Raw genomic sequence first — 24,471 nt, 5'->3', positions numbered from 1 at the left:
TGCGTGGTAGTGTCCAACCCGCATTACTCGCGACACGTCTGGACACACCGATGGAGATCAGCCAACTACTCAAGGGCGTGCTCGACCTCGCCGTGCTCGCGGTACTGAGCACAGAGGACGGCTACGGGTACGACGTGGTCCGGCGACTCCGCGTGGCAGGGCTGGACGAGGTCGGCGACGCGTCGGTCTACGGCACGCTGCGCCGCCTGTACAACGCGGGCGCGCTCACCTCCTACGTGCGTGCGAGCGAGGAGGGCCCGCACCGCAAGTACTACGCGCTCAACGACGTCGGCAGGGCCCGCCTCGCCGACGGAGCCAAGACGTGGCGCGGGTTCGCGAACACCATGACGGATCTGCTGGAAGGGGAGACGGCGTGAACACCAGGACGGACACCGAGGTCCAGGCTTATCTGGACCGGTTGCGGCGTGAGCTGGCGGGCCTCCCGGCCGCCGAGATCGAGGAGATCGTCCAGGACCTCGAACCGCAGGTCGCGGCGATCGCGGCGGGCCTCGACGCGGAGCCAGCGGAATCGTCCGGGACCACGCTGGCCGACCTGCTCGGCGACCCCGCCGAGTACGCCAGGGAGCTCCGCAGCGCCATGGGTGTACCCGACAAGCCCTCGGCGGAGCGGCCGCTGTGGCTGACACGCACCGCGTTGGCGGTGCTCGTGGTGACCACGGTCGCCGCGAGCGTGGCGGGCTACCTCGTCGCGCGCATCTACTCGAACGATCCCCGGCCCGCGCTGGTGTTCCTCGCCTTCGCGCTGTTCGCGTCCTGGCTCGCGATCGGCGTGCGCAGGACGATCGCGAGCGAGATCGCCGCACTGCCCGAACTGCGCCTGGTGGCCGCGCGACTGTCGGCGGCCGAGCACTTCCTGCCCGTCGCCGCCTACCTGAGGTCCCTGCGGCCGGCGTGGTTCCTCGTCCGGGCCGGGCTGGTATGGCTCGGCATGGTGTGGCTGTGGCACTGGTTCGGCTGGTACGAACCAGTCCCGAGCGTGCTGGCGGTGGCGGGCGCCGTACTCACGATGGTGGTGGCCCGCCGCACGGCACACGACCGGCGGTGGCTGTGGCTCAGCCTCCCGCTCAGCGGGTGGGCGGTCGGCGTCGCCATCAAGGCGGTGGAACTCCTGCCGATCCTGACCTTCGGCGCGCCAGCCTGGTGAGTTGTTACAAGTTATCACTCACGCAATTAGCTGTTACAGTCAGTGGATGAGCACGACTCCTCGCGAGCGGTACCGGACCCAGGTGCGGACCGAGATCAAGGCACACGCCTGGACCCAGATCGCGGAGGCGGGCGCGTCCGCGTTGTCCCTCAACGCGATCGCCAAGGCGATGGGCCTGAGCGGGCCCGCACTGTACCGCTACTTCGCCAACCGGGACGAGCTGATCACCGACCTGGTCACCGACGCGTACCGGCAGTTGGCCGACGCGTTCCGCGCCGCGGTCGAGGAGCGGGGGTCCGACCCGGCGGTGATCGCGCACGCCATGCGGGACTGGGCACTGGCGTACCCGCAGCGGTACTTCCTGATCTACGGCACCCCGATCCCCGGCTACCACGCGCCGCAGACCACCACGGACATCGCGGCGGAACTGATGGGCATGCTGCTCGACGCGTTGCGTGACCACCGGCCGGGCCCGGCCGGTGGTCGCGCAACGGCCTTCGACGAGCATCTCGACGGCCACCGCGACTGGGCGAGGAGCGCGGCCCCGGCGGGCACCCTCCACACGGCACTGAGCCTGTGGGCCCGGCTGCACGGCGTGATCAGCCTGGAGATCGCGGGCCACTTCACCGACATGGGCTTCGACACCGCGCGGTTCTTCCAGTCCGAAGTGGACGAAATGCTGGGACGGTAGTCCACACCGTCGAGGCATGACGATCAGGTGGGAAGAGCGAGCAGCCCGCCCAGCGTGGTCGGCGGACCGCCAGGGAACGACAGCGCGCCGGGCAGGCCCGGCACCGTGGTCCTCGGCGCCGCCGCCGGGGTGGGCACCTCGACGGGTTTCCCGCCGAACGGGGCGTTCTGCGAACCACGCACGCCGATCGGGCTGCCCGGCGGTTCCGCGCAGTACGCCTGGTCGTTCGGCGGCGCGGGGGTGACGTCGTTGCCCGGCCGCTGTTTCGTGCCCTCGTAGCCTCGGGTGCACGACATCGGATCGTTGAACGTCAGCACGAGCCCGAGGTGCCCGGTGCCGTCGGGGTTCGCACCCGGCGCGGTCGCCGTGATCATCGGGAACGCCACCAGCAGCTGCTCAAGCCCATCCGTGCGGGTGGTCGTGACCTGCATGGTGGTCAGCAGGTTCGCGATGACCACGCCGAGGTCCTGACCGGAGTCGCGGAGGATGTCGTTGACCTGTACGGCGACGACCGGCACCTCGGCGATCAGCTTGCGGAGGTCCGGGTTCGACGTCTTCAGCTGCTCCGCGAGGAGCCGCAGATTGCCGCTGTAGTCGAGGATCTGCCGGGTCTGCGCCGCCTGCGTCTCCAGCACGACCCGGCCGTTGGACAGCAGCGACGTGGTCTGCGGCAGATGTTCGGTCGCGGCGCCGGTCAGCGTGCCCGCGCTGTCGAGCAGCACCCGCAGTGCCGGGCCCGCGTTCTGGAAGGCGAGGTACAGCTCGTCGACCGTGGTGCGCAACGAATCCGCAGGCACGCTGTCGACGAACGTGTCCAGGTTGGACAGCAACGTCTCCGGGCTCGACGGGGTCGAGGTGCGGTCGCGGGGCACGACCGAGCCGTCCGCGAGGAACGGGCCGCGGTCGTGTGCCGGCTGCAGGTCGACGTACTGCTCGCCGATCGCGGACCGGTTCGCCACCACGGCACGGGTGTCGGCGGGGATCGGCGGCGCGTCGTCCTCGATGTCCAGCACCACGTCGACGCCGTCGTCGGACAGTCGCAGCCGTTCGACCCGGCCGACGGTCACCCCTCGGTAGGTGACCTCGGCGTTCGCGAAGATGCCGCCGGAGTCGGCGAGCTGCACCGTCACCCGGTAGCCCCGCGTGCCGAACAGCCGGTCGAGACCCGCGTAGGTGCCGCCGACGTACCCGATGCCGACGACCGCGATCATCGCGAACAGGAACAGCCGGACCTTGGTGCCACGCAACAACATCAGCGCCCCACCCCCAGTAGCGAGCCGAGCAGGCCGGTCAGCCCGCCGGGTACCTCACCCCTCGGCACCTGCGGAAGCGTCGGCACGGGCAGCAGCGGCTCCTGCGACGGTGCCGGGCCGGGCGACGGGGACAGGCCGGGGATCGGGATGATCGGCGTGCTCGCGTTCGACAGGTTCTCCAGCAGCACCGACAGGTCCAGGTCGAACTTGACGTCCACGTTGACGTAGTCGCCCTTGACGGCGTTGAGGAAGTAGTCGGTGAACGGGTAGGTCACGAGGAACTGCAACGAGTTCGGCAGGTTCGCACCCGCCTCCGCGAGCTTGTTCAGCGTCGGCGCGAGGAGTGACAGGTCGTCGACGAGGTCGTCGCGGCTGCGCTCGACCGTGTCGACGGCGACGGTCGACAGGTTCTCCAGCGCGCCCAGCATGGTGACGAGCGCGTCCCGCTGCTCGTTGACGACCGCGAGTCCCGGCCCGAGCCGGTCGAGCGCGACCTTGATGTCGCCGGTCTGCGCGGCGAGCCTGCCGGACAGGCGGCCGAGGGCGTCGATGGCCTTCGTGATGTTGTTCTTCTCGCCGTCCAGGACCTTGACCACGGTGTCGATGTTGGCCAGCGTGGCGCGCAGCTCTGGCTCGTTGCCGTCGAGTGCCTGGTTCACCTCGTCGACGATCGTCGAGAGCTGGCTGATGCCGCCGCCGTTGAGCAGCAGCGACAGCGCGCCGAGGACCTCTTCGATCTCCGGGTTACGGTTGGTGCGGTCGATCGGGATCACCGCGCCGTCCCGCAGTGCCCCGGCCGGGCTCTCGGGTGCGCGCAGCTCCACGAACTTCTCACCCAGTAGCGACGACTGCCGCAGCTCGGCGGCCGCGTTGGCCGGCAGGTGCACGTCACCGTTGACCAGCATCGTCACCACGGCGGTCCTGTTGTCCTTCGCCAGCTCGATCCGGTCGACCCGGCCGACCGCGACGTCGTGGACCTTCACCCCCGCCTGCGGGACGAGGTCGAGGACGTCCCCGAAGTGCGCGACGACCCGGTACGGGTGCTCGCCGAGGTCCGCGCCGCCGGGGAGCGGCAGCTGGTACATCCCGGAGAACCCGCCCGTGGCACAGCCCGCGAGCAGGAACACCAAGCACAGCAATGACTTCTTCACCGGCCACCGCCCGTGGCCGCGGTCGACAGGTCGAGGATCGGGATCGGCAGCGGCGGCAGCTCTCCCGCCGACAACGCGCCGAGCACCTCCGCCAGGGAGGGCAGGTTGAGCGTGCCGTCGAGGTACGGGGCGAGCTGGGTGCAGATGTCGCTGATCGTCTTCGGCAGCTCCACCGGGGTGGCGGCGCGGAGCGTGCGGCACAACATGAGGACCGGCGGGTAGGTCAGCTCGTTCAGGTTGCCCCGGATCGCGAACGACGCGGACGCGGCGTCGTAGGTGTTGAGGAAGTTCGACATGGCGAGCGGCGCCACGTCAAGGATCTCCGCGACCGCGGCCCGCTGGTCGACGAGTGCCTGCGTGACGCCGGTCAGCTTGCCGACGTTGGAGCTGATGGCGTCCTTGTTCGTCGCGATGAAGCCGTGCACGTCGGTGAGCGCCGTGCCGAGCGAGCTGAGCGCGGTGCCCAGCTCGTCGCGGTCTTCGGCGAGGTAGCCACTGACGTCGGCGAGCTTGTCGTTGAACGACGTGACCTGCGCGTCGCTCTCCGCGAGGGCCTCGGTGAACGTGGCGAGGTTGTCGACGGTGGTGAACAGGTCCCCGCTCGAGTCCGCCAGCGCGGCGGACGCGGCCGAGAGCTGCTGGATGGTCTGGTTGAACAGCTCACCGTTGCCGGACAGGTTCGCGGCGGCCGTGTCGAGCACGCCGGACAACGCGCCGTTCTCGTTGGCACCGTTCGGGCCCAGCGCGGTCGTGAGGTCGTTGACGCTGGCGGTCAGGTCGTCCAGCTCGACCGGCGTCGCGGTGCGCGCCAGCGGGATCACCGTGCCGTCGGCCATCAGCGGCCCCGAATCGTACGCCGGGGTCAGCTGCACGTACCGGTCACTGACCAGCGACGGCGCGACCACGACCGCCTGCGCATCGGCGGGGACCTCGATGCCGTCGTCGACGGCCATCTCGACCTTCACCCGGTCGCCCTGCGGCGTCACCGACGTGATCCGGCCGACGCCGACGCCGAGCACCTTCACCTCGGAGTCCGGGTACACGCCGACAGTCTTCGCGAAGTACGCGGTGATCCTGGTGCCCGACGGCGCCATCGTGATCCACCACAGCGCCGCGCTGATCATCAGCATCAGCGCCAGCGCGTAGATCACGACCAGCGCGGCGCGGCGGCTCGCCTGGCTCTCCGACAGCATCGCCCTGGCGTTCATCGCCCACCCTCCTCGGTGTAGGCGAGCGGCGGCGTGCAGCCCTCCGGGTTGATCGTGAGGACGCCGAGATCGGTCGGCGGCGGCAGCAAACCGCAGATATAGCCCTCGAACCAGCGGCCGTTGCCGACGACGTTGTTGAACGTCCGCACGTACGGTGCGAGCGAACGCAGGCTCTCCGAGAGGTTCGTCTGGTTCTTCGCGAGGATGGTCGTGACCCGGTCCAGCTCGTCGAGCGCGGGCTTGAGCTGCGCCTGGTTGTCCGCGACCAGCCCGCGCAGCTCACCTGCCAGCGTGGTGGTGCCGGTGAGCAGGAGATGCACGGCGTCGCGGCGCAGCCGCAGTTCGCCGAGCAGCAGTGACGCGTCGGCGAACAGCTGCTTGAGCTGTTCGTCGCGATCGGCCACGGTTTGCGAGAACCCGGCGGTGTTCGCGAGCAGCGTCTTCAGCTGTTCGTCCCGTGTGGACAGTGTCGCGGACAGCCGCGACAGGCCGGTCAGCGTGTCCTTCATGTGCTGTGGGCTGTTCGCGAACGTGTCGGAGATGACCTGGAAGCTCTGCGCGAGCTGTTTCGTGTCGATCCGGTCCACGGTCTGCGACAGCTTCCCGACGGCGGGAACGATGTCGAACGGGGTCTGTGTGCGGCTGACCGGGATCGGGTCGTTGGCGCTCTGCGGGGTCCTCCCCGACGACTCGACCGCCAGGAACTTGTCGCCGAGCAACGTCTTGATCTGGATCGAGATCGTGCTGCGGTCGCCGAGGCTCACGTCGTCGACGCGGAAGTCCACGACCACCTTGTCGCGAACCAGTTCGACCCCGCGCACGTCACCGACCTTCACCCCCGCGAGCCGCACCTCGTTGCCCGGCCGCAGCCCGGCGGACTCGCGGAACTCGGCCGTGTAGGTGGTGCCGCCGCCGATGATCGGCAGGTCGTCGGAGTTGAACGCGACGAGCAACCCCAGCAACAGCAACACGATCGTCACCGTGCCGACGGCCGCCTGGTCCCGCTCCTTCAATGGTTTCATCGGCACCTCTCCGCGGGCGGTGTGCCAGGAATGGGCAGCAGCGGCAGGTCGACGGAGATGCCGAGGTCCGACACCCCGATCCGGCCGGACATGCTGCAGAGGTAGTAGTTGTACCAACCGCCGTAGCTCGACACCCGGCTGATCGTCTGGACCTTGTGCGGCAGCCCGGCGAGGAACTTGTCGACCGTGTCCCCGTGGTCGGCCAGGTTCCCGGCGAGCCTGCCGAGCGCGGCGATGTCCTCCTTGAGCGGCGGCCGCACCGACGACAGCAGCCCGGCCGTCGACTGGGTCAGGTCGCCGAGCGCGCTGATCGCGTCACCGATCGGCTGCCGCTGCGCGGCGAGCCCGGACGCGAGCTGCTGCAGCTGGTCGATCAGCCCCGACACCTCGGTCGCGCGGTCGTTGACCGTGGTCAGCACGGTGTTGAGATTGTCGATGACCTGCCCGATCACCTTGTCCTTGCTCGCGATCGTGCTCGCGAGCGACGCGGTGTGCGCGAGCACGCTGTCGATCGTGCCGCCCTCGCCCTGCAGCACCTGGATCAGCTCACCGGCGAGCTTGTTGACCTGCTCGGGTCGCAGCGCCTGGAACAGCGGCTGGAACCCGTTGAACAGCTGCGTCAGGTTCAGCGCGGGCTGCGTGCGGTCCAGCGGGATCAGGTCACCGGGTTTCAGCACCGCGTTGGGGTCGCCGGACCCGACGCCGATGGCGACATACCGCTGGCCGATCAGGTTGCGGTACTTGATGGTCGCCGTCACCGACCGGGGCAGCCGCCGCGACGCCTCGACGTCGAACCGCACGTCCGCCCACTTGTCGTCCACCACCGAGATGTCGGTGATCTGTCCTATCCGGACACCGGACATGCGGATGTCGTCGCCATCGTTGAGTCCGGTGGCGTCGGTGAACCTCGCGACGTACCCGCTGGTCGGGCCGAGCGTGGTGTTGGCGATCGTGAGGCCGAGCAACGCGGTCAGCGTGACGGTGACGACCGCGAACACGACCATCTTGACCAGCGGTCCGACGAAGTGCCTCATTCGACCGTCACCTCCGCACCGCGGAACAGCGGACCGAGCAGCAGCGACGACCACTGCGGCACGTCCATCGGGGACACGCCGAGCCCCGGCGCGACGAGTGCCGCGATGAGTTCCCGCTCGGCCGGGGTGTTCGCGACCTGCGCGTCCATGGCCGCCTGCGGCAGCGTGTCCGGGAAGTCCGCCGGCCGGTCCGAGTTCGGTGGCGGTGGTTTCGACGACCCGTCGTCGAGCGGCCCGCCCTCCGGGTACTGCGGGAACCGCGCTGGCGGCTTCGCGACCGGGTAGCACCGGGGCCCCCGCTTGTCGTCGTACCTCGGGGTGTCGACACCCGGGACGTACTTGCCGCGGCTGGCGGTGATCTCGATGGTCACCTTCGTGACGTTCGGGGTGGCCGTGCCCTTGCCGAAGGCCTTGTCGGCAGACGGGATCGCGTCCACGAGCTGCTTGAGCAGGCACGGGTACTCCGGCGCGTACTTCGCGAGCACCGCGAGGGTGGACGTCGACGTGCTCGCCAGGTTGATGATGTTGTCCTTGTTGGCGGCAAGGAACCCGCCGAGGTCGATGGACGCGTTCGTCAGCGAGCTGTAGAGGTTGCTGAGCTGGCCGCGTTGTTCGACGACCGTCTGCGTGGTGACGGTCAGATCCCGCAACGCGGTCAGCAGCTCCGGCCCCGCCTGCGCGTAGGTGTCCGCGACCGTCGAGAGCCGCTGGATGTTCGCCCGCAGGTCCGGCAGCGACGGCGTGATCTTCCCCAGGTAGTCGCCGAGCTGGACGAGTGTGTCGCCGAACTGCTTGCCCCGGCCGTCGAGCGCGGTCGCCATCGCGTTCAACGTGGACGCGAGCTTCTCCGGCTGCACCGCCCGCAGGACCGGCATCAGGTTGTCGAGCACCTGCTCGATCTCGATCGCGGAGCTGGTGCGGTCCTGCCCGATGACCGAGCCCTCCCGCAGGGTTCCGTTCGGCGCCTCTGGCGTCTGCAACGCGACGTAGCGTTCGCCGAACAGGGTCTTCGGCAGCAGCCGCGCGGACACGTTGCCGGGGATGTCGCCGACGTGGTCCGGGTCGAGTGCGAGGTCGAGGACCGCGTGGTCGCCGTCTGGCCGGATGTCCCGCACCTCGCCGACGACCATCCCGCGCAGCTTCACGTCCGCACCGGTGCGGAGCTGGTTGCCGACGTGGTCGGTCTCCAGCGTCACCGGCACGACCTCGGTGAACGTCTTGCGGTAGAAGGCAACCGATGCCACGACGAACATCCCGGCGATGACCAGGAAGATCAGCCCGTAGATCTGGTACCGGCGGCGTTCGTTCATCATCGTCTTCTCGCTTCGCAAGCTCCGCTCACCCCGCGATCCGCACTGTCGTGGTCGCACCCCAGATGGCGAGCGACAGGAAGAAGTCGAGGAGCATCTGCACCACGATCGCCGCGCGCACCGCCCTGCCCACGGCCACCCCGACCCCGGCAGGGCCGCCGGACGCGGTGTAGCCGTAGTAGCAGTGGACGAGGATCACGACGATGCTGAACACGATCACCTTGAGGAACGACCACAGCACGTCCTCCGGCGGTAGGAAGAGATGGAAGTAGTGGTCGTACGTGCCGGCGGACTGCCCGTAGAACCACACGGTCACCTGCCGCGACGCCACATAGGACGACAGCAGGCCCACCAGGTACAGCGGGATCACGGCCGCGACCGCCGCGATCACCCGCGTGGTCACGAGGTAGGGCAGCGACGGCACGGCCATCACCTCGAGCGCGTCGATCTCCTCGGAGATCCGCATCGCGCCGAGCTGCGCGGTGAACCCGCAGCCCACGGTCGCCGACAACGCGAGCCCGGCCGCGAGCGGCGCGACCTCGCGGGTGTCGAAGTACGCGGCGATGAACCCGGTCAGCGCGGACGTGCCGAGCTGGTTGAGCGCCGAGTACCCCTGAAGGCCGACGATGAGCCCGGTGAACACGGTCATGCCGATCATCACGCCGAGCGTGCCGCCGATGACCGCGAGCGCGCCGGAGCCGAAGAACACGTCCGACAGGATGCGCAGGATCTCGCGCGGGTAGTGCGCGAGCGTGCGCGGCACCCAGGCGAGGACCCGCGCGTAGAACGCGAGCTGCTGACCCAGTGTGGCGAGCCCGTCCGCGGGCTGCGACGCGACGACGACCAGCCGTCGCGGCACCTTCGGCGGAATGTCCACTGTGGCCATTACATGCCCTTCGGGGGAACGATCTGCAGATAGATGCCCGTCAGGACCACGTTGATGAGGAACAGGAGCAGGAACGTGATCACGACCGTCTGGTTCACGGCATCACCGACACCCTTGGGCCCGCGCCCGGGGTTGAGCCCTCGGTAGGCGGCGACGATCCCCGCCACGAACCCGTACAGCACGGCCTTGATCTCGCTGATCCACAGGTCCGGCAGCTGCGCGAGCGCGTTGAACGACGCCAGGTACGCGCCGGGCGTGCCGCCCTGCATGACGACGTTGAAGAAGTAGCCACCCGCGACGCCGACCACGCTGACGAGCCCGTTGAGCAGTACCGCGACGATCGTCATGCCGAGCACGCGCGGCACGATGAGCCGCTGGACCGGCGACACGCCAAGGACTTCGAGCGCGTCGATCTCCTCGCGGATCGTGCGGGAACCGATGTCCGCGCACATGGCCGACCCACCGGCACCCGCGACCAGCAGCGCGGTGATCAACGGCGACGCCTGCTGGACGATCGCGAGCGCGCTGGCCGCACCGGTGAACGACTGCGCGCCGATCTGTTGTGTCAGCGATCCGAGCTGCAACGCGATGACCGCGCCGAACGGGATCGACACGAGCGCGGTCGGCAGGATCGTGACGCTCGCGAAGAACCAGCACTGCTGGATCAGCTCACGCCACTGGAACGGCCGCCGGGGCGTGTACCTGGCGACCTCCCACGCGAGCGTCGACATGCGCCCGACCTGCGCGAGTCCGCGCACCGGCGCGGGACGCACCTGTGCCTTATCGGTCACGACTCCCCCTCGCAGGCTCCGGGGAGCCGCTCGCGGTCGCCCTGTGACGTTTGATTCGCTCCGCAAGCTCCGCTCATGTACATCACCCGACGTGTACAACGACCCAGAACCGTTGCGGTTACCCGAAACTCGACAAAGAATGGGCCGCGGTCACACCTCCGTCCGCCACGAACTCGGCACCCGTGCAGTAGGAGCTCTCGTCGCTCGCGAGGAACAGCACCAGCTCGGCGATCTCGGGTGGCTGGCCGACCCTTTTCAGCGGCACCCGTTTGCCGACGTAGGTCAGATCGACGGGCTGCCCGCCGAGCGCGGTCGGCAGCAGACCTGTCTCGATCGCGCCGGGGTGGATGGAGTTCACCCGCACCCCTTTGCGCGCCAGTTCCAGCGCCGCCACCTTCGTCATGCCCCGGACGGCGAACTTGCTGGCGGTGTAGGCGGTCAGTGCCGGCGTCGCCGCCAGACCCTCCACAGAGGACACGTTGACGATGGAGCCGCCACCGGCCTCGACCATCAGCGGCGCGACGGCCCGCATGCCGAGGAAACAGCCGACCTGGTTGACCTGGATGACCCGCATGTAGTCGTCGAGCGCGGTCTCGGTGAGCAGTGCGAAGTGCAGGATGCCCGCGTTGTTGACGAGCACGTTCGGCGGCCCGTACACCTCGACCGCCTCGGCGACCGCGGCCGTCCACTCGTCCTCCCGCGACACGTCGAGGTGCAGGTAGTGCGCGCCGATCCCGGCGGCGAACTCCTTGCCTGCCTCGTCGTTGACGTCCGTGACGACGACCCGCGCGTCCTCCTCGACGAACCGCCGCGCGGCGGCCGCGCCCTGCCCACCGGCCGCGCCGGTGATCAGCGCGATCTTCCCGGTCAGCCGGCCCATGTCACATCAACTCCTCAGCGAGTGGCATCAGGACCGTCTTCCCCGAGCGTCATCAGCTCCGTGGCGGCGAAGGTCCTCTTCGGGTCGCGGTCGGCGAAGTAGGCACCGACCGCGGTGTCCAGCGCCTCTTGAGTCCATTGCGTACTGTCGAACCTCGCCTCGACCGTCGGCGGCGCGAGCAGCGCGACCATGCCGCCGTACACGACGAACACCTGCCCGCTGATCCTGTCCGCGGCCGGCGAGGCCAGGTAGGCGACGAGCGGTGCGACGTGTTCCGGGGACAAGGGATCCACCCCCGCCGGGGCCGCACCGAACACCGCCGCCGTCATCGCGGTCCTGGCCCGAGGGCAGATCGCGTTGGCGCGCACGCCGTACCTGGCGAGCCCGCGCGCGGTCGCGAGGGTGAGCGCGGTGATGCCCGCCTTGGCGGCGGCGTAGTTCGGCTGCCCCTCGGAACCGAAAAGGAACGCCTCGGACGCGGTGTTCACCACGCGCCCGTAGGTGGTCCCGCCGTTCGCCTTCGCCTGCCCGCGCCAGTACGCGGCCGCGTTGCGGGACACCAGGAAGTGCCCGCGCAGGTGCACGCGGACGACGAGGTCCCACTCGTCGTCGGTCATGTTGAACAGCATCCGGTCGCGCAGCACACCCGCGTTGTTCACGACCACGTGCAGCCCGCCGAACCGGTCGACCGCCTCGGCCGTCAGCGCCTTCGCGGTGTCCGCGTCGGACACGTCGCCGCGCACGAGCACCGCGTTGCCACCCAGTGCCGCGATCTCGTCGACCACGTCGGTGTCGGCGACGTCGTTGACCACCAGGTCGGCACCCGCGCTGGCGAGGGCGAGCGCCTCGGCCCTGCCCAGCCCGGCACCCGCGCCGGTGACGATCGCGACCTTCCCCGCCAGAGTCATCGGCAGCCGACGATCTGCCGGATGACATCGACCTGGTTGAGCGCCGCCTTCATCGCCGGACCTCCTCGGTTGCCACGGACTCTAGTACATTCTTAGAACGTGTTCTAGTAGCCAGGGAGGGGCGCATGCACATCGCGTACACGCCGGAGCAGGAGGCGCTGCGGCGCGAGCTCAGGGCGTACTTCGCCGCGCTGATGACCCCGCGGCGGCGCGAGGCGCTCGCCGCCGGCGGCGACTACGGGGACGGCGAGGTGTACAAGGAGGTCGTACGGCAGATGGGCGCCGACGGCTGGCTCGCACTCGGCTGGCCGGAGGAGTACGGCGGGCAGGCCAGGCCCATGATCGACCAGCTCGTCTTCACCGACGAGGCGGCCGTCGCCGGGGCACCCGTGCCGTTCCTGACGATCAACACGGTCGGCCCGACGATCATGCGGTTCGGGACCGAGAAACAGAAGCGGTTCTACCTGCCACGCATCGCGGCTGGCGAGCTCCACTTCGCGATCGGCTACTCCGAACCGGAGGCGGGCACGGACCTCGCGTCGCTGCGGACCAGAGCCGTCCGCGACGGGGACGAGTGGGTGGTCAACGGCCAGAAGATGTGGACCTCGCTGATCTCCTACGCCGACTACGTGTGGCTCGCGTGCCGCACCGACCCCGGCGCGCCCAAGCACAAGGGCCTGTCCATCCTGATCGTCCCGACCGACGCCGATGGCTTCTCGTGGACCCCGGTCCACACGATGTCCGGCCCGACCTCCAGCGCGACGTACTACTCCGGCGTGCGGGTGCCCGCCGACGCGCTCGTCGGCGAGGAGAACCGCGGCTGGCCGCTGATCACCAACCAGCTCAACCACGAACGCGTCGCGCTGACGTCGTCGGCGCCGGTCCGCGAGGCGCTGCGCGAGGTGCGGCAATGGGCGCAGGCCACGAAACTTCCGGACGGACGGCGGGTGATCGACCAGGAGTGGGTACAGATTCACCTGGCACGCGTGCACGCCAAGGCCGAGTTCCTGAAGCTCGTGAACTGGAAGATCGCGTGGGGTGCCGACAACGACTCCGGCAAGGGGCTCAGCCCCGCCGACGCGTCCGCGACCAAGGTGTTCGGCACCGAGTTCGCGACCGAGGCCTACCGGCTCCTGATGGAAGTGCTCGGACCGCAGGCGTACGTGCGGGCGGGCTCACCCGGCGCGCTGCTGCGCGGCCGGGTCGAACGCATGCACCGCGCGTCGCTGATCCTGACCTTCGGCGGCGGCACCAACGAGGTACAACGCGACATCGTGGCAGCGGTCGGACTCGGCCTGCCCCCGGCGAAGAGGTGATCCGGCATGGACTTCTCGTTCAGTGATGAGTTCTCCGACCTCGCGGAGCTGACCAGCACGATTCTCGCCGACCACACGAGCCCCGCGCGGCTCGCCGAGGTCGAGGCGACCGGCGACCGGTTCGACCGTGCACTGTGGACAGACCTGGCCATGGCGGGCGTGCTGGCCGCCGCGCTGCCGGAGTCCGTCGGCGGCAGCGGGCTTGGCCTGCTCGAACAGTGCGCCGTGCTCGTGGAGCTGGGCCGCGCGGTCGCGCCCGTGCCGTACCTGTGCTCGATCGTCCAGGCGGCGTCGGCCATCGCCGAGTTCGGCACCGACACGCAGCGCACCACGTGGGCGGCCCCAGCGGCGGCGGGGGACGTGGTGCTCACCGCCGCACTGTCCGAAGAGGTCGGCGACGATCCCGCACGACCCACGACGAGGGCCGAGCGTGCGGGAGCACCCGCGCAATGGCACGTACACGGGACAAAGGTCGCCGTGCAGGCCGGGCCGGTCGCGAAGCTGTTCCTGGTACCCGCGGAAACCCCGCTGGGGCTGACTGTGTTCCTTATCACCCCAGGCGATTCCGGCGTTACCGTGCGGCGCCAGCAGATCGTCGACGGCGACTCCGAGGCATTGCTGGAGCTCGACGATGTGGCCCTCGGCGACGACCGCGTGCTCGGCGAACCGGGCGGCGGAGCGGCCGTCGTCGACTGGCTCACAACCCGCGGCACGGTCGGACTCTGCGCGCTCCAGGCAGGCGTCTCCTCGGAATCTCTGCAGCTGACGGCCAAATATGCAACTGGTAGAGTGCAATTTGACCGACCAATTGCGACATTTCAGGCGGTGGGACAGCGGTTGGCCGACTGCTACATCGACGCCGAGGCGATCCGCCTGACGCTGTGGCAGGCCGCTTGGCGACTGTCCAAAAATTTCGCTGCCCACAACGAGATCGCGACGGCGAAGTTCTGGGCCGCCGATGGCGGGCACCGGATTGCCCATGCCGCGGTTCACATTCACGGCGGAGTGGGTATTGACGTGGACTACCCGTTGCATCGATATTTTGTGGCCACGAAACGCATCGAGTTCAGTCTTGGCGGCGCCACCACGCAGCTGCGCCGCATCGGTATCGCACTGGCCGCGGAGCCGGCCTGAGGAGGTTGCGCATGACCGCGCAGGGGGATCAGGTCCCCACCGTCACCGAGCTGTTGCTCGCCCGCGCGGATGATGCGAATCCCGGTCTCGTGTTCGAGGACCGGCAGTGGTCGTGGGCCGACCACGTGCGGGAATGCGCGGACCGCGCCGCCCTGCTGCGATCGCTGCGGCGCCCAGGCCCGTTCCACGTCGGCGTGCTGCTGGACAACGTGCCGGAACTTTCGTTCCTGCTCGGCGGCGCGGCACTCGCTGGCGCGGTGCTCGTCGGGCTCAACACCAGCAGACGCGGCGAGGCGCTCGTCCGCGACATCCAGCTCACCGACTGCCAGGTCGTGCTGACCGACAGCAGGTACGTGGAACTGTTGCAGGGCCTCAACACCGGCGCCCGCGTGCTGGACATCGACTCGGCCGCGTGGCACGTGACCGCGTTCCGCCACCAGTACTCGCAGCTGGCGGCGGTGCCCGCCGAACCGGACGACCTGCTGATGCTGATCTTCACCTCCGGCACCAGCGGCGAGCCGAAGGCGGTGCGCTGCACGCACGCCAAGATCGCCGGACCGGGCGCGATGCTGGCGGCGCGGTACGAACTGGGCCCCGGCGACACCACGTACGTTTCGATGCCGATGTTCCACTCCAACGCGATCATCGCCGGGTGGGCGGTCGGCCTGGCCGCGGGCGCCCGCATCGCGCTGCGGCGGCGGTTCTCGGCGTCGGGCTTCCTCCCGGACGTGCGGGGCTACGGCGCCACGTACGCCAACTACGTTGGGAAACCGCTGTCCTTCATTCTCTCCACCCCAGAACAGCCCGACGACGCGGACAACCCGCTGAAGGTGATGTTCGGCAACGAGGCCAACCCGCGCGACGTCGAGGCGTTCGCGACGCGGTTCGGCTGCGAGGTCGTCGACGCGTACGGCTCAACGGAGGGCGGCATCGTGGTGCCCCGTCCACCCGGGACACCGGCGGGCTCGATCGGCCGCATGGAAGGCAACCTGGCGGTGCTCGACCCGGCGGGTTCGCCGTGCCCACCCGGCGAGGTGGGCGAACTGGTGAACACGAGGGGCGCAGGCCAGTTCGCCGGCTACTACAGGGACTCGGCCGCGGACGCCGACCGGCTGCGCAACGGCAGGTTCTGGAGCGGGGACCTCGCCTACCGCGACGAGCACGACTACCTCTACTTCGTCGGCCGCACGTCCGAGTGGTTGCGCGTCGACGGCGAGAACCTGGGCACCGCGCCGATCGAGCGAATCCTGCTGCGCCACCCGCTGGTCGCCGAGGCCGCCGTGTACGCGGTGCCGGACCCGTCGACGGGCGACCAGGTGATGGCGGCACTCGTGGTACGCGGCGAGTTCGACCCCGACGAGTTCGCCGCGTTCCTGGCCGACCAGTCCGACCTGGGCCCCAAGCAGGTGCCGAGGTTCATCCGGATCACGGCGAGACTCCCCAGAACCGCCACGTACAAGGTGCTGAAGCGGACGCTGTCGGCGCAGCGCTGGCGCACGCCGGACACCGTGTGGTGGCGCCAGGGCCCCAAACTGGAGTTCGGGCCGTTGACCCCGTCGTGCGACCCAATCCGGCTCGACTGGGGTGCCCGGTCCGTGCGACCCTGAGGTCATGCCTGACACACCCGAACCCGCATCCACTCCAGAGCCCGCCGAGGCAGAGCCCCCGCAGGAGGATGTGAAGGCCGCGTTCCGCGCGGCTTTGGAGCGCAAGCAGGCGCAGAACCGCAAGGGCCAGGAACACGCGGACGCCCGCTCCAAGGTGGACAATGCCCACGGCCCCGCGGCCGCCAAGCGCACCTTCCGCCGCAAGAGCGGCTGAGGTGACGAGCACAGGAGGGCCGGCGTTCGCGCCGGCCCTCTTTTTCTTCCACCGGCAGCCGTGTCAGCTGACGAGCCTGAGCAGCAGATATGCCGCGATCGACGGCCCGTCGGTGATCACCCCCTCGCGGAGCATCCGCTCCACCTCGCCACGCGGGAACCACTCCTGACGCATGTCCTGCTCGGTGACCTCCCGCCGCGCCTCCCCCGGCGTCAGCTCCCTCGCCAGGAACACGTGGCACCCCACCCCCGACATCGCGTTCGACGGGTTGAGGTACCCGATCCTCGTCAGCCTGCCCGCCGTGAACCCGGTCTCCTCACCCAGCTCGGCGGCCGCCAGCTCCGTCGTCGTGCCCGTCACCCCGGCCGGGAACGACCCGGACGGGAACTCCCACGACCGCGCGCCCACCGGGTACCGGTACTGCTCGACCAGGTGAAACCCGTCGTTCTCGAACGGGATGACCAGCGCGAAGTCCTCGGCGTCGACCACCGAGTAGATGCCGCTCGACCCGTCCGCCCGCTCGACCCGGTCCTCACGCAGCGACAGCCACGGGTTCTCGTACACCAGTCGCGACGACAACCGCTTCATGAGCGCATCGTGAACAGCAGGTACGCGGCGAGCGTCGAGTCGTCGGTGATCACCCCGTCACGCAGCATCCGCTCCACCTCGCCGCGCGGGAACCACTCCTGACGCATGTCCTGCTCGGTGGCCTCCCGCCTCGGCTCCCCCGGGGTCAGATCGGTCGCGAGGAACACGTGGTAGCTCTGCCCGGTGATGCCGTGCGCGCCGTTGAGGTACCCGAGCCGCTCGAACCGGCCTGCCGTCAGCCCGGTCTCCTCACCCAGCTCGGCGGCGGCCAGCTCCTCCGGCGTGCCGGTGACACCCTGCGGGAACGCGCCCTGCGGGAAGCACCAGCGCCGCAGGCCGAGCGGATACCGGTACTCCTCCACCAGGTGGAAGCCGTCGTTCTCGAACGGGACGACCAGCGCGAAGTCCGGTTTGTCGATCACCGAGTAGATGCCGCGCGACCCGTCCTCGCGCTCGATCTCGTCCTCACGCAGCGTCAGCCACGGGTTCTCGTACACGATCCGGGAAGAAATGGTCCTGATGCTCACGCCTTCAGTCTGGCCCGCGCCTCCTCGATCTCGGCCAGGAGGCTCGCCATGACCTCCGCGACCGGGCGAACCTCGTTCATCCGGCCCACGATCTGCCCGACGGGCATGGCGACCGTGTCCGGGTCGCCGCCCCTGCTCATCCGCAGGTGCGCCTCGCCGACGAGCATGTTCTGGAGCGGCATCGGCAGCGGCTCCGGCGCGTCCGGCTCCGCCCACGCCTGCGTCCACCTGTTCTTCAGCAGCCGCGCGGGTTTGCCGGTGTAGATCCGCGACCGGACCGTGTCGCTGGAGGTGGCACGCACCAGCGCCGTCTGGATCGGACTGCCGCCCAGCTGGTACTCCGAGGTGGTCAGCCAGTACGAGCCCATCCACACACCGGACGCGCCGAGCGCGTGTGCGGCGAGCACCTGCCGTCCGCTGCCGATACCGCCCGCGGCCAGCACCGGCACCCGGGCGCCGACCGCGTCGACGACCTCGGGGACCAGCACCATCGACGCGATCTCGCCGGTGTGCCCGCCCGCCTCGTAGCCCTGCGCCACCACGATGTCGACCCCATTGTCGACATGTCGCCTTGCGTGCGCCGCGGTGCCCGCGAGCGCCGCGACCGGCACCCCGGCGTCGTGCGCGCGCTCGATGACATCCGGCGGCGGCGAGCCCAGCGCGTTGGCTATCAAGGAGATCGGATGCCTCAGCGCGATGTCCACATGGGACCGCGCGACGGAGTGCAGCCAGCCGAGCACCCCCGCGTCACCGGCAGACTCGCCGGACAGCGGCGGCACGCCGAGCTTGAGCAGCGTCCGTTCGACGAAGTCCTTGTGCCCCTGGGGAACCAGTTCGGACAGGTCTTTCGGCGTGCCCTCGGCCGGGATCGTCGCGGGCATCACGATGTCCACGCCGTACGGGCGACCGTCGGTGTTCTCGTCCATGAAGGACAGCGCGGCGTCGAGGTCGGCCGGGTCGTTGTACCGCACGCAGCCGAGCACCCCGAGCCCGCCCGCGCGGCTGATCGCCGCGGCCACGTGCTCGGACGGGGTGAACCCGAAGATCGGGTGCTGGATCCCCAGCCGTTCGCACAGCCCTTCAGACACCGACATTTGCCGCCTTCCACATGGGTTCGTGTTCCTCGGTGTAGGTCTTCGCCCAGCGGTAGTCGGGTTTGCCGCTCGGCGCGCGGCCGACCTGCTCGACGACCCAGACACTGCGTGGCACCTTGTAACCGGCGAGTTGCTCCCGCACGTGCGCGCCGAGCGCGGCGAAGTCGAGCTCCCGGCCATCCCACAGCTGCACGAGCGCCGCGACCCGCTGCCCGAGCCGCTCGTCCGGCACCCCGACGACGAGCGCGTCGAACACGTCCGCGTGGGACTTCAGTGCCGCCTCGACCTCTTCCGGGAAGACCTTCTCCCCGCCGGTGTTGATCGAGACGTTCCCTCGGCCGAGCAGCGTGATCGTGCCGTCCTCCTCGAGCCGCGCGTAGTCGCCCGCGACCACGAACCGCTCGCCGTCGACCTCAACGAAGATCGACGCGCTCTTCTCCTGGTCCTTGTAGTAGCCGAGCGGCACGTGCCCGCCTCTGGCGAGCCTGCCGGTCTCACCAGGCGCGACCCTGCGGTTGTCCTCGTCGATCACGATGGTGCTCGGGCCGCCGTTGACCCTCGGGCCGCCGCTGCCCTGCTTGGCGCCCTTCATGATGATGCCCATGCCCTGGAACCCGGACTCCGACGAACCGATGGCATCGGTGATGACCGCGTTCGGCAGCGCATCGAGGATCTGCTCCTTCACCGACGGCGAGAACAGCGCCGCGTGGCTGGAGAACGCGATCACCGACGTCGCCTGGTAGTCGCCCTCCTGGAACGCGGCGAGCAGCGGCCGCGCCATCGCGTCGCCGACGATGGTGACCACCCTGACCTGGTGCCGGTCGATCGCCCGCCACACGTCGTGCGGTTCGAACTGCGGCAGCAGCACCACGGTGTCGCCGGAGAACAACGCGGGCAGCGTCGCCCACTGCGCGGCGCCGTGGATCAGCGGCGCGCACGGCAGCCGCGTCATGCCGCCGGACTCGCGACCGCGCTGCGACTGCGCCCATTCGTCGGCGAGGGCCTCGCCGGTGTAGAAGTCGATGCCGCCGCCGAGCGTGCGCCACACGTCCTCGTGGCGCCACATCACGCCCTTCGGGTACCCGGTGGTCCCGCCGGTGAACAGGATGTAGAGGTCGTCCGGGCTGCGTTCGCCGAAGTCACGCTCGGTGCTCCTGCCCGCGAGCGCGGACTCGTACGCCGTGCTGTCGCTGGGGAGATCGGTGTCGTCGTCGACGACGATCGTGTGCCGCACCCGTGGGGTGTCCGGCAGGACCGCGGCCATCCGGTCGGCGTAGCGCCGCTCGTGGACGACGGCGACGAGGTCCGCGTTGTCGAACAGATATCGCAACTCGTTATCGACGTAGCGGTAGTTGACGTTGACCGTCACCGCGCGCAGCTTGTACGCCGCGAGCAGGGTTTCGATCGCCTCGATGGAGTTGCGGCTGTATAGACCGATGTGGTCACCGCGCCCGATGCCCTGTTCCGCCAGGTGATGGGCCAGTTGGTTGGCACGCCCCTCCAGTTCGGCGAACGTCGCCGCGCGGTCGCCGCACGCGATCGCGATCCGGTCGGGAAAGGCGTCGACTGCATGCTCGAAGAGGTCCGCGATGTTGAGGGCCACGTGCTTAAACTAGAACGTGTTATCGTTCCTGGCAATGCCCAGTTGGAGGTGCGTTTCCATGGCGGACTGCCTCGTCGAGCTGACCGACCACGTACTGGTCGTGACGATGAACCGCCCCGAGGCCCGCAACGCACTCTCCTCGGAGATGCTGAAGATCATGCGCGAGGCGTGGGACCGCGTCGACGAGGACCCGACGGTGCGCGCCTGTGTACTGACCGGCGCGGGCGGCGCGTTCTGTGCCGGCGCCGACCTGAAGGCGATGACCGCCAACCACCCGGGCGACAGTTCCTTCGACGCGGCGGTCATCGAACCGCTGCTGAAGGGCCGCCGCCTGACCAAGCCACTCATCGCGGCCGTGGAAGGCCCCGCGATCGCGGGCGGCACGGAGATCCTGCAGGCGACGGACATCCGGGTGGCGGGGGAAAGCGCCCGCTTCGGGGTGTCGGAACCGAGGTGGGGCCTGTACCCACTCGGCGGTTCGGCGGTGCGGTTGCCGAGGCAGCTCCCGTACACGGTGGCGGCGGACCTGCTGCTGACCGGCAGGCACATCCGCGCGGCCGAGGCACAACGGATCGGCTTGATCGGTCACGTCGTCCCGGACGGCGAGGCCCTCAGGAAGGCGATGGAGATCGCCGCCGCGATCGCGGAGAACGGCCCGCTCGCGGTACAGGCGATCCTGCGCACGATCCGCGAAACGGAAGGCATGCACGAGAACGACGCGTTCACCCTCGACGCCGAGATCGGACTTGGTGTCTTCGCGAGCGAGGACGCCAAGGAAGGCCCGAAGGCGTTCGCGGAGAAGCGCCCGCCACGCTTCCAGGGCAAGTGACGAGCGGCCGCCGCCCCCCGAAATCCAGCGTAACGACAAGCACCGACAACGACGGCCCACCGCCGACAGGTTGTCCACAGGTGCGGCGCTCACCACCCGGAAATGTCACCCCAAGCCCGTAGGCTGACAACCGGGGGCCGGAGGCCGGCCTCAGATCGCCCGCTCGCGGTCCGCCCAGTAGGGGTCACGCAGCTTTCGCTTGTACAGCTTGCCGTTCGGGTCGCGTGGCAGTTCGTCCGCGTAGTCGATGGTCCTCGGCAGCTTGAACTTCGCCAGTCGCCCGGCCGCGAACGCCTGCAGCTCGTCCGTCAGCTCCTGCCCCGCCACGACTCCCGCCGCAGGCCGCACGACGGCCTTGATCTCCTCGCCCCAGTCGTCGTTGGGCACGCCGAACACCGCCACGTCGGCGACCTTCGGGTGCACCGCCAGCTCGTTCTCGATCTCCGCCGGGTAGATGTTCACGCCGCCGGAGATGATCAGGTCGGCCTTCCGGTCGCACAGGTACAGGTACCCGTCCTCGTCGAGGTATCCGATGTCCCCCAACGTGAACAGGTTCCCCACCCGCGCGGCACGCGTCTTGTCGACGTCCTTGTGGTACTCGAACGTGGACTCACCCATTCGCATGTACACCAGTCCTGGCGTCCCCGTCGGCACCGGCTCGCCATCGTCGTCGAGCACCGCCACCACCGAGCCCGGCCACGCGCGGCCGACCGAGCCGGGCTTCTTCAGCCACTCCGCCGCGGAGATGGCCGTCCCCCCACCCTCGGTCGCCGCGTAGTACTCCGTCACTACCGGACCCCACCAGTCCAGCATCCGCCGCTTGACCTCCTGCGGGCACGGCGCGGCGCCGTGGATCATGCACCGCAGCGAAGAGACGTCGTAGCGTGACCGGACTTCCTCAGGAAGTTCCAGCAATCGGTGGAACTGTGTTGGGACCATGTGACTGTGTGTCACCCGATACCTGTCGATGAGCCGCAGCATCTCCTCCGGCCGCCAGCGGTCCATCAGCACCGCCGTGTGTCCTAACTGGACGGAGTTGGCCACGAAGTTCAGCACCGCCGTGTGGTACAGCGGCGAACCGCAGATGTGCACGTGCCCGTCGAACGGGCCGAGTCCGAAGATCCCGAAGAACCACGACGCGGCCGGCGGCACGACGTCCGGGTCGGCGCCGGTCAGCGGCCGCCGTACACCCTTGGGCCGCCCGGTCGTCCCCGACGTGTACAGCATCGGCGACCCCGCAGTCCGCACGTCCGGCCTGCCCGTCTCACCCGCGCCGAGGGCGGAGAGCGGCTCGAAACCGGGCACCTCCCCGACCGCGAACCCGGCGACTCCGGTGCGCGACAACGCATCCGCCGCCGTGTCGGCGAACCGCGAGTGCGCGACGAACGCCTTCGCGCCGCTGTCCTCGATGAGGTAGGCGACCTCGGCGCCGACCAGGTGCCAGTTCGCCATCACCACGTACAAGCCGGTCTGGAACGCGCCGAAGTACGCGGATACCAGGTCGATACCGTTGGGCAGCAACAGAACCACGCTGTCACCCTGCGACAGCCCCATGGCCTGGAAGCCGCGGCCGTAGCGGTCGGCCGCGGCGGCCAGCTCGGCGTAGGTCACCTGCCTGCCGTCCGGGTCGACCACAGCGGTCAGGTCAGGCTGCTCACGGGCGATGTTCCACAGTCCGGTCGAGGCCACCCCGCCAATCTAGAACGTGTTTCAGTTCTCGGCAAGGACCGCCGCCACCGACCGCACCTGCGCAGCGTCCGAGCAACCGACCGTCAGCATGGTGACGCCACGGTCGGCCCACTTCTTGACCTGCGCACGCACCTGCTCCGGGGTGCCGATGATCGCGGTCTCGGCGACCAGCTCGTCGGGCACCGCGGCGGCCGCGTCCGCCTTGCGGCCCGCACGGAACAGCGCCGTGACCTCCTCGACGACCTCGCCGTACCCCATGCGGCGGAACAGGTCGGCGTGGAAGTTCTTCTGCTCCGCCCCCATGCCGCCCGCGTACAAGGCGATCACCGGCCGGTGCCGGTCGTACGCGGCGGCCGGGTCGTCGGTGACCGTGATGCTCGCGTTCGCCGCGACCTCGAAGTCGGCCCGCGAACGCCGCGCGCCAGGTCGGGCGAACCCCTCGTCCAGCCAGGAGTTGTACTGGTCGGCGAGCTTCTCCGAGTAGTACACGGCGAGCCAGCCGTCGGCGATCTCGGCGGCCAGCGCGACGTTCTTCGGCCCTTCCGCACCGAGCCAGATGGGCAGGTCCGCGCGCAGCGGATGGGTGATCGGCCGCAGGGGTTTGCCCAGCCCATCCGCGCCCGCGCCCGCGTACGGCAGCGGGTAGTGCGGCCCGGCGCTGGTCACGGGCGCTTCCCTGGCGAGCACCTTGCGCACGATGTCCACGTACTCGCGGGTGCGCGCGAGCGGCTTGCCGAACGGCGCGCCGTACCAGCCCTCCACGACCTGCGGCCCCGACACCCCGAGCCCGAGGATGGCCCGCCCGCCCGACAGGTGGTCGAGGGTGAGCGCCGCCATCGCCGCCGCGGTCGGCGTCCGGGCCGACAGTTGCGCGACCGCCGTCCCGAGCCGAACGTGCCGCGTCGCCGACCCCCACCATGCCAGCGGCGTGAACACGTCCGAACCCCACGACTCGGCCGTGAACACGGCGTCGTACCCGGCCTCATCGGCGGCGACGACCATCTCGGCGGCGTTGGGCGGCATCCCCGCACCCCAGTACCCGAGCTGCAGTCCAAGTTTCATGCGGTGATCGTAGAACGCGGGCTCACCCGATCAATGCCGCCAATAGATCACCCGTTCGATACCGTGGCATTTCCTCGCACGTCGGCTATCGTTTGTGCCATGTCAGCGGAACCCATGGAGCCACCCGGGGCGAGGTCCTTCAAGGACGCCTCCCCCTGGGAAATCAGGGCCGCTCTGATTCCCGAGGAGCAGCCGGACTTCGACCGCCAGTGGCGCAAGGCCATGGCGGAGGCCGCCGACTCCTTAGACCTGGCCGACGTGTTCCGTGTCCTGGACAGCTGGCGACGACACGCCATGGCCACACGCACCTCGGCCACACCGGCTACCGAAGCATGCTCGCTCGAGCGGAAGTGGCCCTCCGAACCGGCAAGCCGCCGACAGACTCGGTCCCGCTGAGCGAGATCAAGAAACTCATCTCAGAACGGCTGGCCCGATAGCTTGTACCGCATCCGGACTGACCGTCGGGCCCGGGAGCAAATAGCGGCGCTACCCAACAGCCCACTGGTGCA

25 protein-coding genes are annotated in these 24,471 nt (G+C 69.5%); 9 read left to right on the top strand and 16 right to left on the bottom strand.

The window, feature by feature from the left end:
• The first annotated feature begins 50 nt into the window (after nucleotides 1-50).
• The 3 genes from WBA97_RS38090 to WBA97_RS38080 are packed head-to-tail and all read left to right on the top strand — an operon-like array spanning nucleotide 51 to nucleotide 1,856.
• The gene (locus WBA97_RS38090) at nucleotides 51-377 is read left to right on the top strand and encodes a PadR family transcriptional regulator (RefSeq protein ID WP_424235891.1); all 327 of its coding nucleotides are present in this window, start codon (nucleotides 51-53) and stop codon (nucleotides 375-377) included.
• Nucleotides 374-1,165 (top strand): DUF1700 domain-containing protein, encoded by a 792-nt coding sequence (locus tag WBA97_RS38085; RefSeq protein ID WP_424235890.1) that lies wholly within the window; start codon nucleotides 374-376, stop codon nucleotides 1,163-1,165. The genes WBA97_RS38090 and WBA97_RS38085 overlap by 4 nt, the downstream gene beginning before the upstream one ends.
• 46 nt (nucleotides 1,166-1,211) lie before the next feature.
• The gene (locus tag WBA97_RS38080; RefSeq protein WP_424235889.1) at nucleotides 1,212-1,856 is read left to right on the top strand and encodes a TetR/AcrR family transcriptional regulator; all 645 of its coding nucleotides are present in this window, start codon (nucleotides 1,212-1,214) and stop codon (nucleotides 1,854-1,856) included.
• A 23-nt stretch (nucleotides 1,857-1,879) separates the two neighbouring features.
• On the opposite strand, the gene WBA97_RS38075 is transcribed toward WBA97_RS38080, so the two are convergent.
• From WBA97_RS38075 to WBA97_RS38030, 10 genes are all read right to left on the bottom strand, one after another.
• A complete protein-coding gene (locus WBA97_RS38075) occupies nucleotides 1,880-3,109 on the bottom strand; it encodes an MCE family protein (RefSeq protein ID WP_424235888.1) in 1,230 nt (409 codons plus the stop codon).
• A complete protein-coding gene (locus tag WBA97_RS38070; protein ID WP_424235887.1) occupies nucleotides 3,109-4,260 on the bottom strand; it encodes an MCE family protein in 1,152 nt (383 codons plus the stop codon). Before WBA97_RS38070 ends, WBA97_RS38075 begins: the two co-directional genes overlap by 1 nt.
• Nucleotides 4,257-5,453: an MCE family protein gene (locus WBA97_RS38065; RefSeq protein ID WP_424235925.1), complete on the bottom strand. Its 1,197-nt coding sequence runs from the start codon at nucleotides 5,451-5,453 to the stop codon at nucleotides 4,257-4,259. Before WBA97_RS38065 ends, WBA97_RS38070 begins: the two co-directional genes overlap by 4 nt.
• An 11-nt stretch (nucleotides 5,454-5,464) precedes the next feature.
• A complete protein-coding gene (locus WBA97_RS38060) occupies nucleotides 5,465-6,490 on the bottom strand; it encodes an MCE family protein (RefSeq protein WP_424235886.1) in 1,026 nt (341 codons plus the stop codon).
• Nucleotides 6,487-7,524 carry an MCE family protein gene (locus WBA97_RS38055; protein ID WP_424235885.1) on the bottom strand — a complete coding sequence of 346 codons (1,038 nt, stop codon included), beginning with the start codon at nucleotides 7,522-7,524 and terminating at the stop codon, nucleotides 6,487-6,489. Before WBA97_RS38055 ends, WBA97_RS38060 begins: the two co-directional genes overlap by 4 nt.
• A complete protein-coding gene (locus tag WBA97_RS38050) occupies nucleotides 7,521-8,837 on the bottom strand; it encodes an MCE family protein (protein WP_424235924.1) in 1,317 nt (438 codons plus the stop codon). The genes WBA97_RS38055 and WBA97_RS38050 overlap by 4 nt, the downstream gene beginning before the upstream one ends.
• Before the next feature lie 25 nt (nucleotides 8,838-8,862).
• A complete protein-coding gene (locus tag WBA97_RS38045) occupies nucleotides 8,863-9,720 on the bottom strand; it encodes an MlaE family ABC transporter permease (protein WP_424235884.1) in 858 nt (285 codons plus the stop codon).
• Nucleotides 9,720-10,451, bottom strand: a complete 732-nt coding sequence (locus WBA97_RS38040) for an MlaE family ABC transporter permease (RefSeq protein WP_424235923.1) — start codon at nucleotides 10,449-10,451, stop codon at nucleotides 9,720-9,722. The genes WBA97_RS38045 and WBA97_RS38040 overlap by 1 nt, the downstream gene beginning before the upstream one ends.
• 178 nt (nucleotides 10,452-10,629) lie before the next feature.
• A complete protein-coding gene (locus WBA97_RS38035; RefSeq protein ID WP_424235883.1) occupies nucleotides 10,630-11,391 on the bottom strand; it encodes a glucose 1-dehydrogenase in 762 nt (253 codons plus the stop codon).
• 14 nt (nucleotides 11,392-11,405) lie between these two features.
• Complete coding sequence (locus WBA97_RS38030) at nucleotides 11,406-12,299, bottom strand: 3-oxoacyl-ACP reductase (protein WP_424235882.1); 894 nt, start codon at nucleotides 12,297-12,299, stop codon at nucleotides 11,406-11,408.
• 125 nt (nucleotides 12,300-12,424) lie between these two features.
• Here WBA97_RS38030 and WBA97_RS38025 point away from each other — a divergent pair, with 125 nt between their 5' ends.
• Genes WBA97_RS38025 through WBA97_RS38010 form a run of 4 tightly spaced genes read left to right on the top strand, consistent with a single transcriptional unit; the run spans nucleotide 12,425 to nucleotide 16,570 of the window.
• Nucleotides 12,425-13,615, top strand: a complete 1,191-nt coding sequence (locus tag WBA97_RS38025; RefSeq protein ID WP_424235881.1) for an acyl-CoA dehydrogenase family protein — start codon at nucleotides 12,425-12,427, stop codon at nucleotides 13,613-13,615.
• Nucleotides 13,616-13,621: 6 nt separating this feature from the next.
• A complete protein-coding gene (locus WBA97_RS38020; protein WP_424235880.1) occupies nucleotides 13,622-14,749 on the top strand; it encodes an acyl-CoA dehydrogenase family protein in 1,128 nt (375 codons plus the stop codon).
• A gap of 11 nt (nucleotides 14,750-14,760) precedes the next feature.
• Nucleotides 14,761-16,356, top strand: coding sequence for a long-chain-fatty-acid--CoA ligase (locus WBA97_RS38015; RefSeq protein WP_424235879.1), 1,596 nt, complete (start codon nucleotides 14,761-14,763; stop codon nucleotides 16,354-16,356).
• 4 nt (nucleotides 16,357-16,360) lie between these two features.
• Nucleotides 16,361-16,570: a DUF5302 domain-containing protein gene (locus WBA97_RS38010; protein ID WP_424235878.1), complete on the top strand. Its 210-nt coding sequence runs from the start codon at nucleotides 16,361-16,363 to the stop codon at nucleotides 16,568-16,570.
• Nucleotides 16,571-16,633: 63 nt separating this feature from the next.
• Here the strand turns inward: WBA97_RS38010 and WBA97_RS38005 are convergent, their stop codons facing one another.
• Genes WBA97_RS38005 through WBA97_RS37990 form a run of 4 tightly spaced genes read right to left on the bottom strand, consistent with a single transcriptional unit; the run spans nucleotide 16,634 to nucleotide 20,382 of the window.
• Complete coding sequence (locus WBA97_RS38005; protein ID WP_424235877.1) at nucleotides 16,634-17,158, bottom strand: NUDIX domain-containing protein; 525 nt, start codon at nucleotides 17,156-17,158, stop codon at nucleotides 16,634-16,636.
• Nucleotides 17,155-17,685: an NUDIX domain-containing protein gene (locus WBA97_RS38000; RefSeq protein WP_424235876.1), complete on the bottom strand. Its 531-nt coding sequence runs from the start codon at nucleotides 17,683-17,685 to the stop codon at nucleotides 17,155-17,157. Before WBA97_RS38000 ends, WBA97_RS38005 begins: the two co-directional genes overlap by 4 nt.
• Nucleotides 17,682-18,779 carry an NAD(P)H-dependent flavin oxidoreductase gene (locus WBA97_RS37995; protein ID WP_424235875.1) on the bottom strand — a complete coding sequence of 366 codons (1,098 nt, stop codon included), beginning with the start codon at nucleotides 18,777-18,779 and terminating at the stop codon, nucleotides 17,682-17,684. The genes WBA97_RS38000 and WBA97_RS37995 overlap by 4 nt, the downstream gene beginning before the upstream one ends.
• A complete protein-coding gene (locus WBA97_RS37990) occupies nucleotides 18,766-20,382 on the bottom strand; it encodes an acyl-CoA synthetase (protein ID WP_424235874.1) in 1,617 nt (538 codons plus the stop codon). The genes WBA97_RS37995 and WBA97_RS37990 overlap by 14 nt, the downstream gene beginning before the upstream one ends.
• A 58-nt stretch (nucleotides 20,383-20,440) precedes the next feature.
• Here WBA97_RS37990 and WBA97_RS37985 point away from each other — a divergent pair, with 58 nt between their 5' ends.
• A complete protein-coding gene (locus WBA97_RS37985) occupies nucleotides 20,441-21,211 on the top strand; it encodes a crotonase/enoyl-CoA hydratase family protein (protein WP_424235873.1) in 771 nt (256 codons plus the stop codon).
• A gap of 150 nt (nucleotides 21,212-21,361) precedes the next feature.
• Here the strand turns inward: WBA97_RS37985 and WBA97_RS37980 are convergent, their stop codons facing one another.
• Together WBA97_RS37980 and WBA97_RS37975 are read right to left on the bottom strand one after the other, a co-directional pair.
• Nucleotides 21,362-22,900 (bottom strand): acyl-CoA synthetase, encoded by a 1,539-nt coding sequence (locus WBA97_RS37980; protein WP_424235872.1) that lies wholly within the window; start codon nucleotides 22,898-22,900, stop codon nucleotides 21,362-21,364.
• Nucleotides 22,901-22,921: 21 nt separating this feature from the next.
• A complete protein-coding gene (locus WBA97_RS37975; protein ID WP_424235871.1) occupies nucleotides 22,922-23,962 on the bottom strand; it encodes an LLM class F420-dependent oxidoreductase in 1,041 nt (346 codons plus the stop codon).
• A gap of 33 nt (nucleotides 23,963-23,995) precedes the next feature.
• Between WBA97_RS37975 and WBA97_RS37970 the strand changes: the two genes are divergently transcribed.
• Nucleotides 23,996-24,358, top strand: coding sequence for a DUF6247 family protein (locus WBA97_RS37970; RefSeq protein ID WP_424235922.1), 363 nt, complete (start codon nucleotides 23,996-23,998; stop codon nucleotides 24,356-24,358).
• The last annotated feature ends 113 nt before the right edge of the window (nucleotides 24,359-24,471 follow it).

The sequence above is a fragment of the Actinophytocola sp. genome, from assembly GCF_049647105.1.
Lineage (GTDB): Bacteria > Actinomycetota > Actinomycetes > Mycobacteriales > Pseudonocardiaceae > Actinophytocola.
The sequence above is the reverse complement of the archived record's forward strand: the minus strand, read 5'-3'. Positions and strand labels throughout refer to the sequence as shown.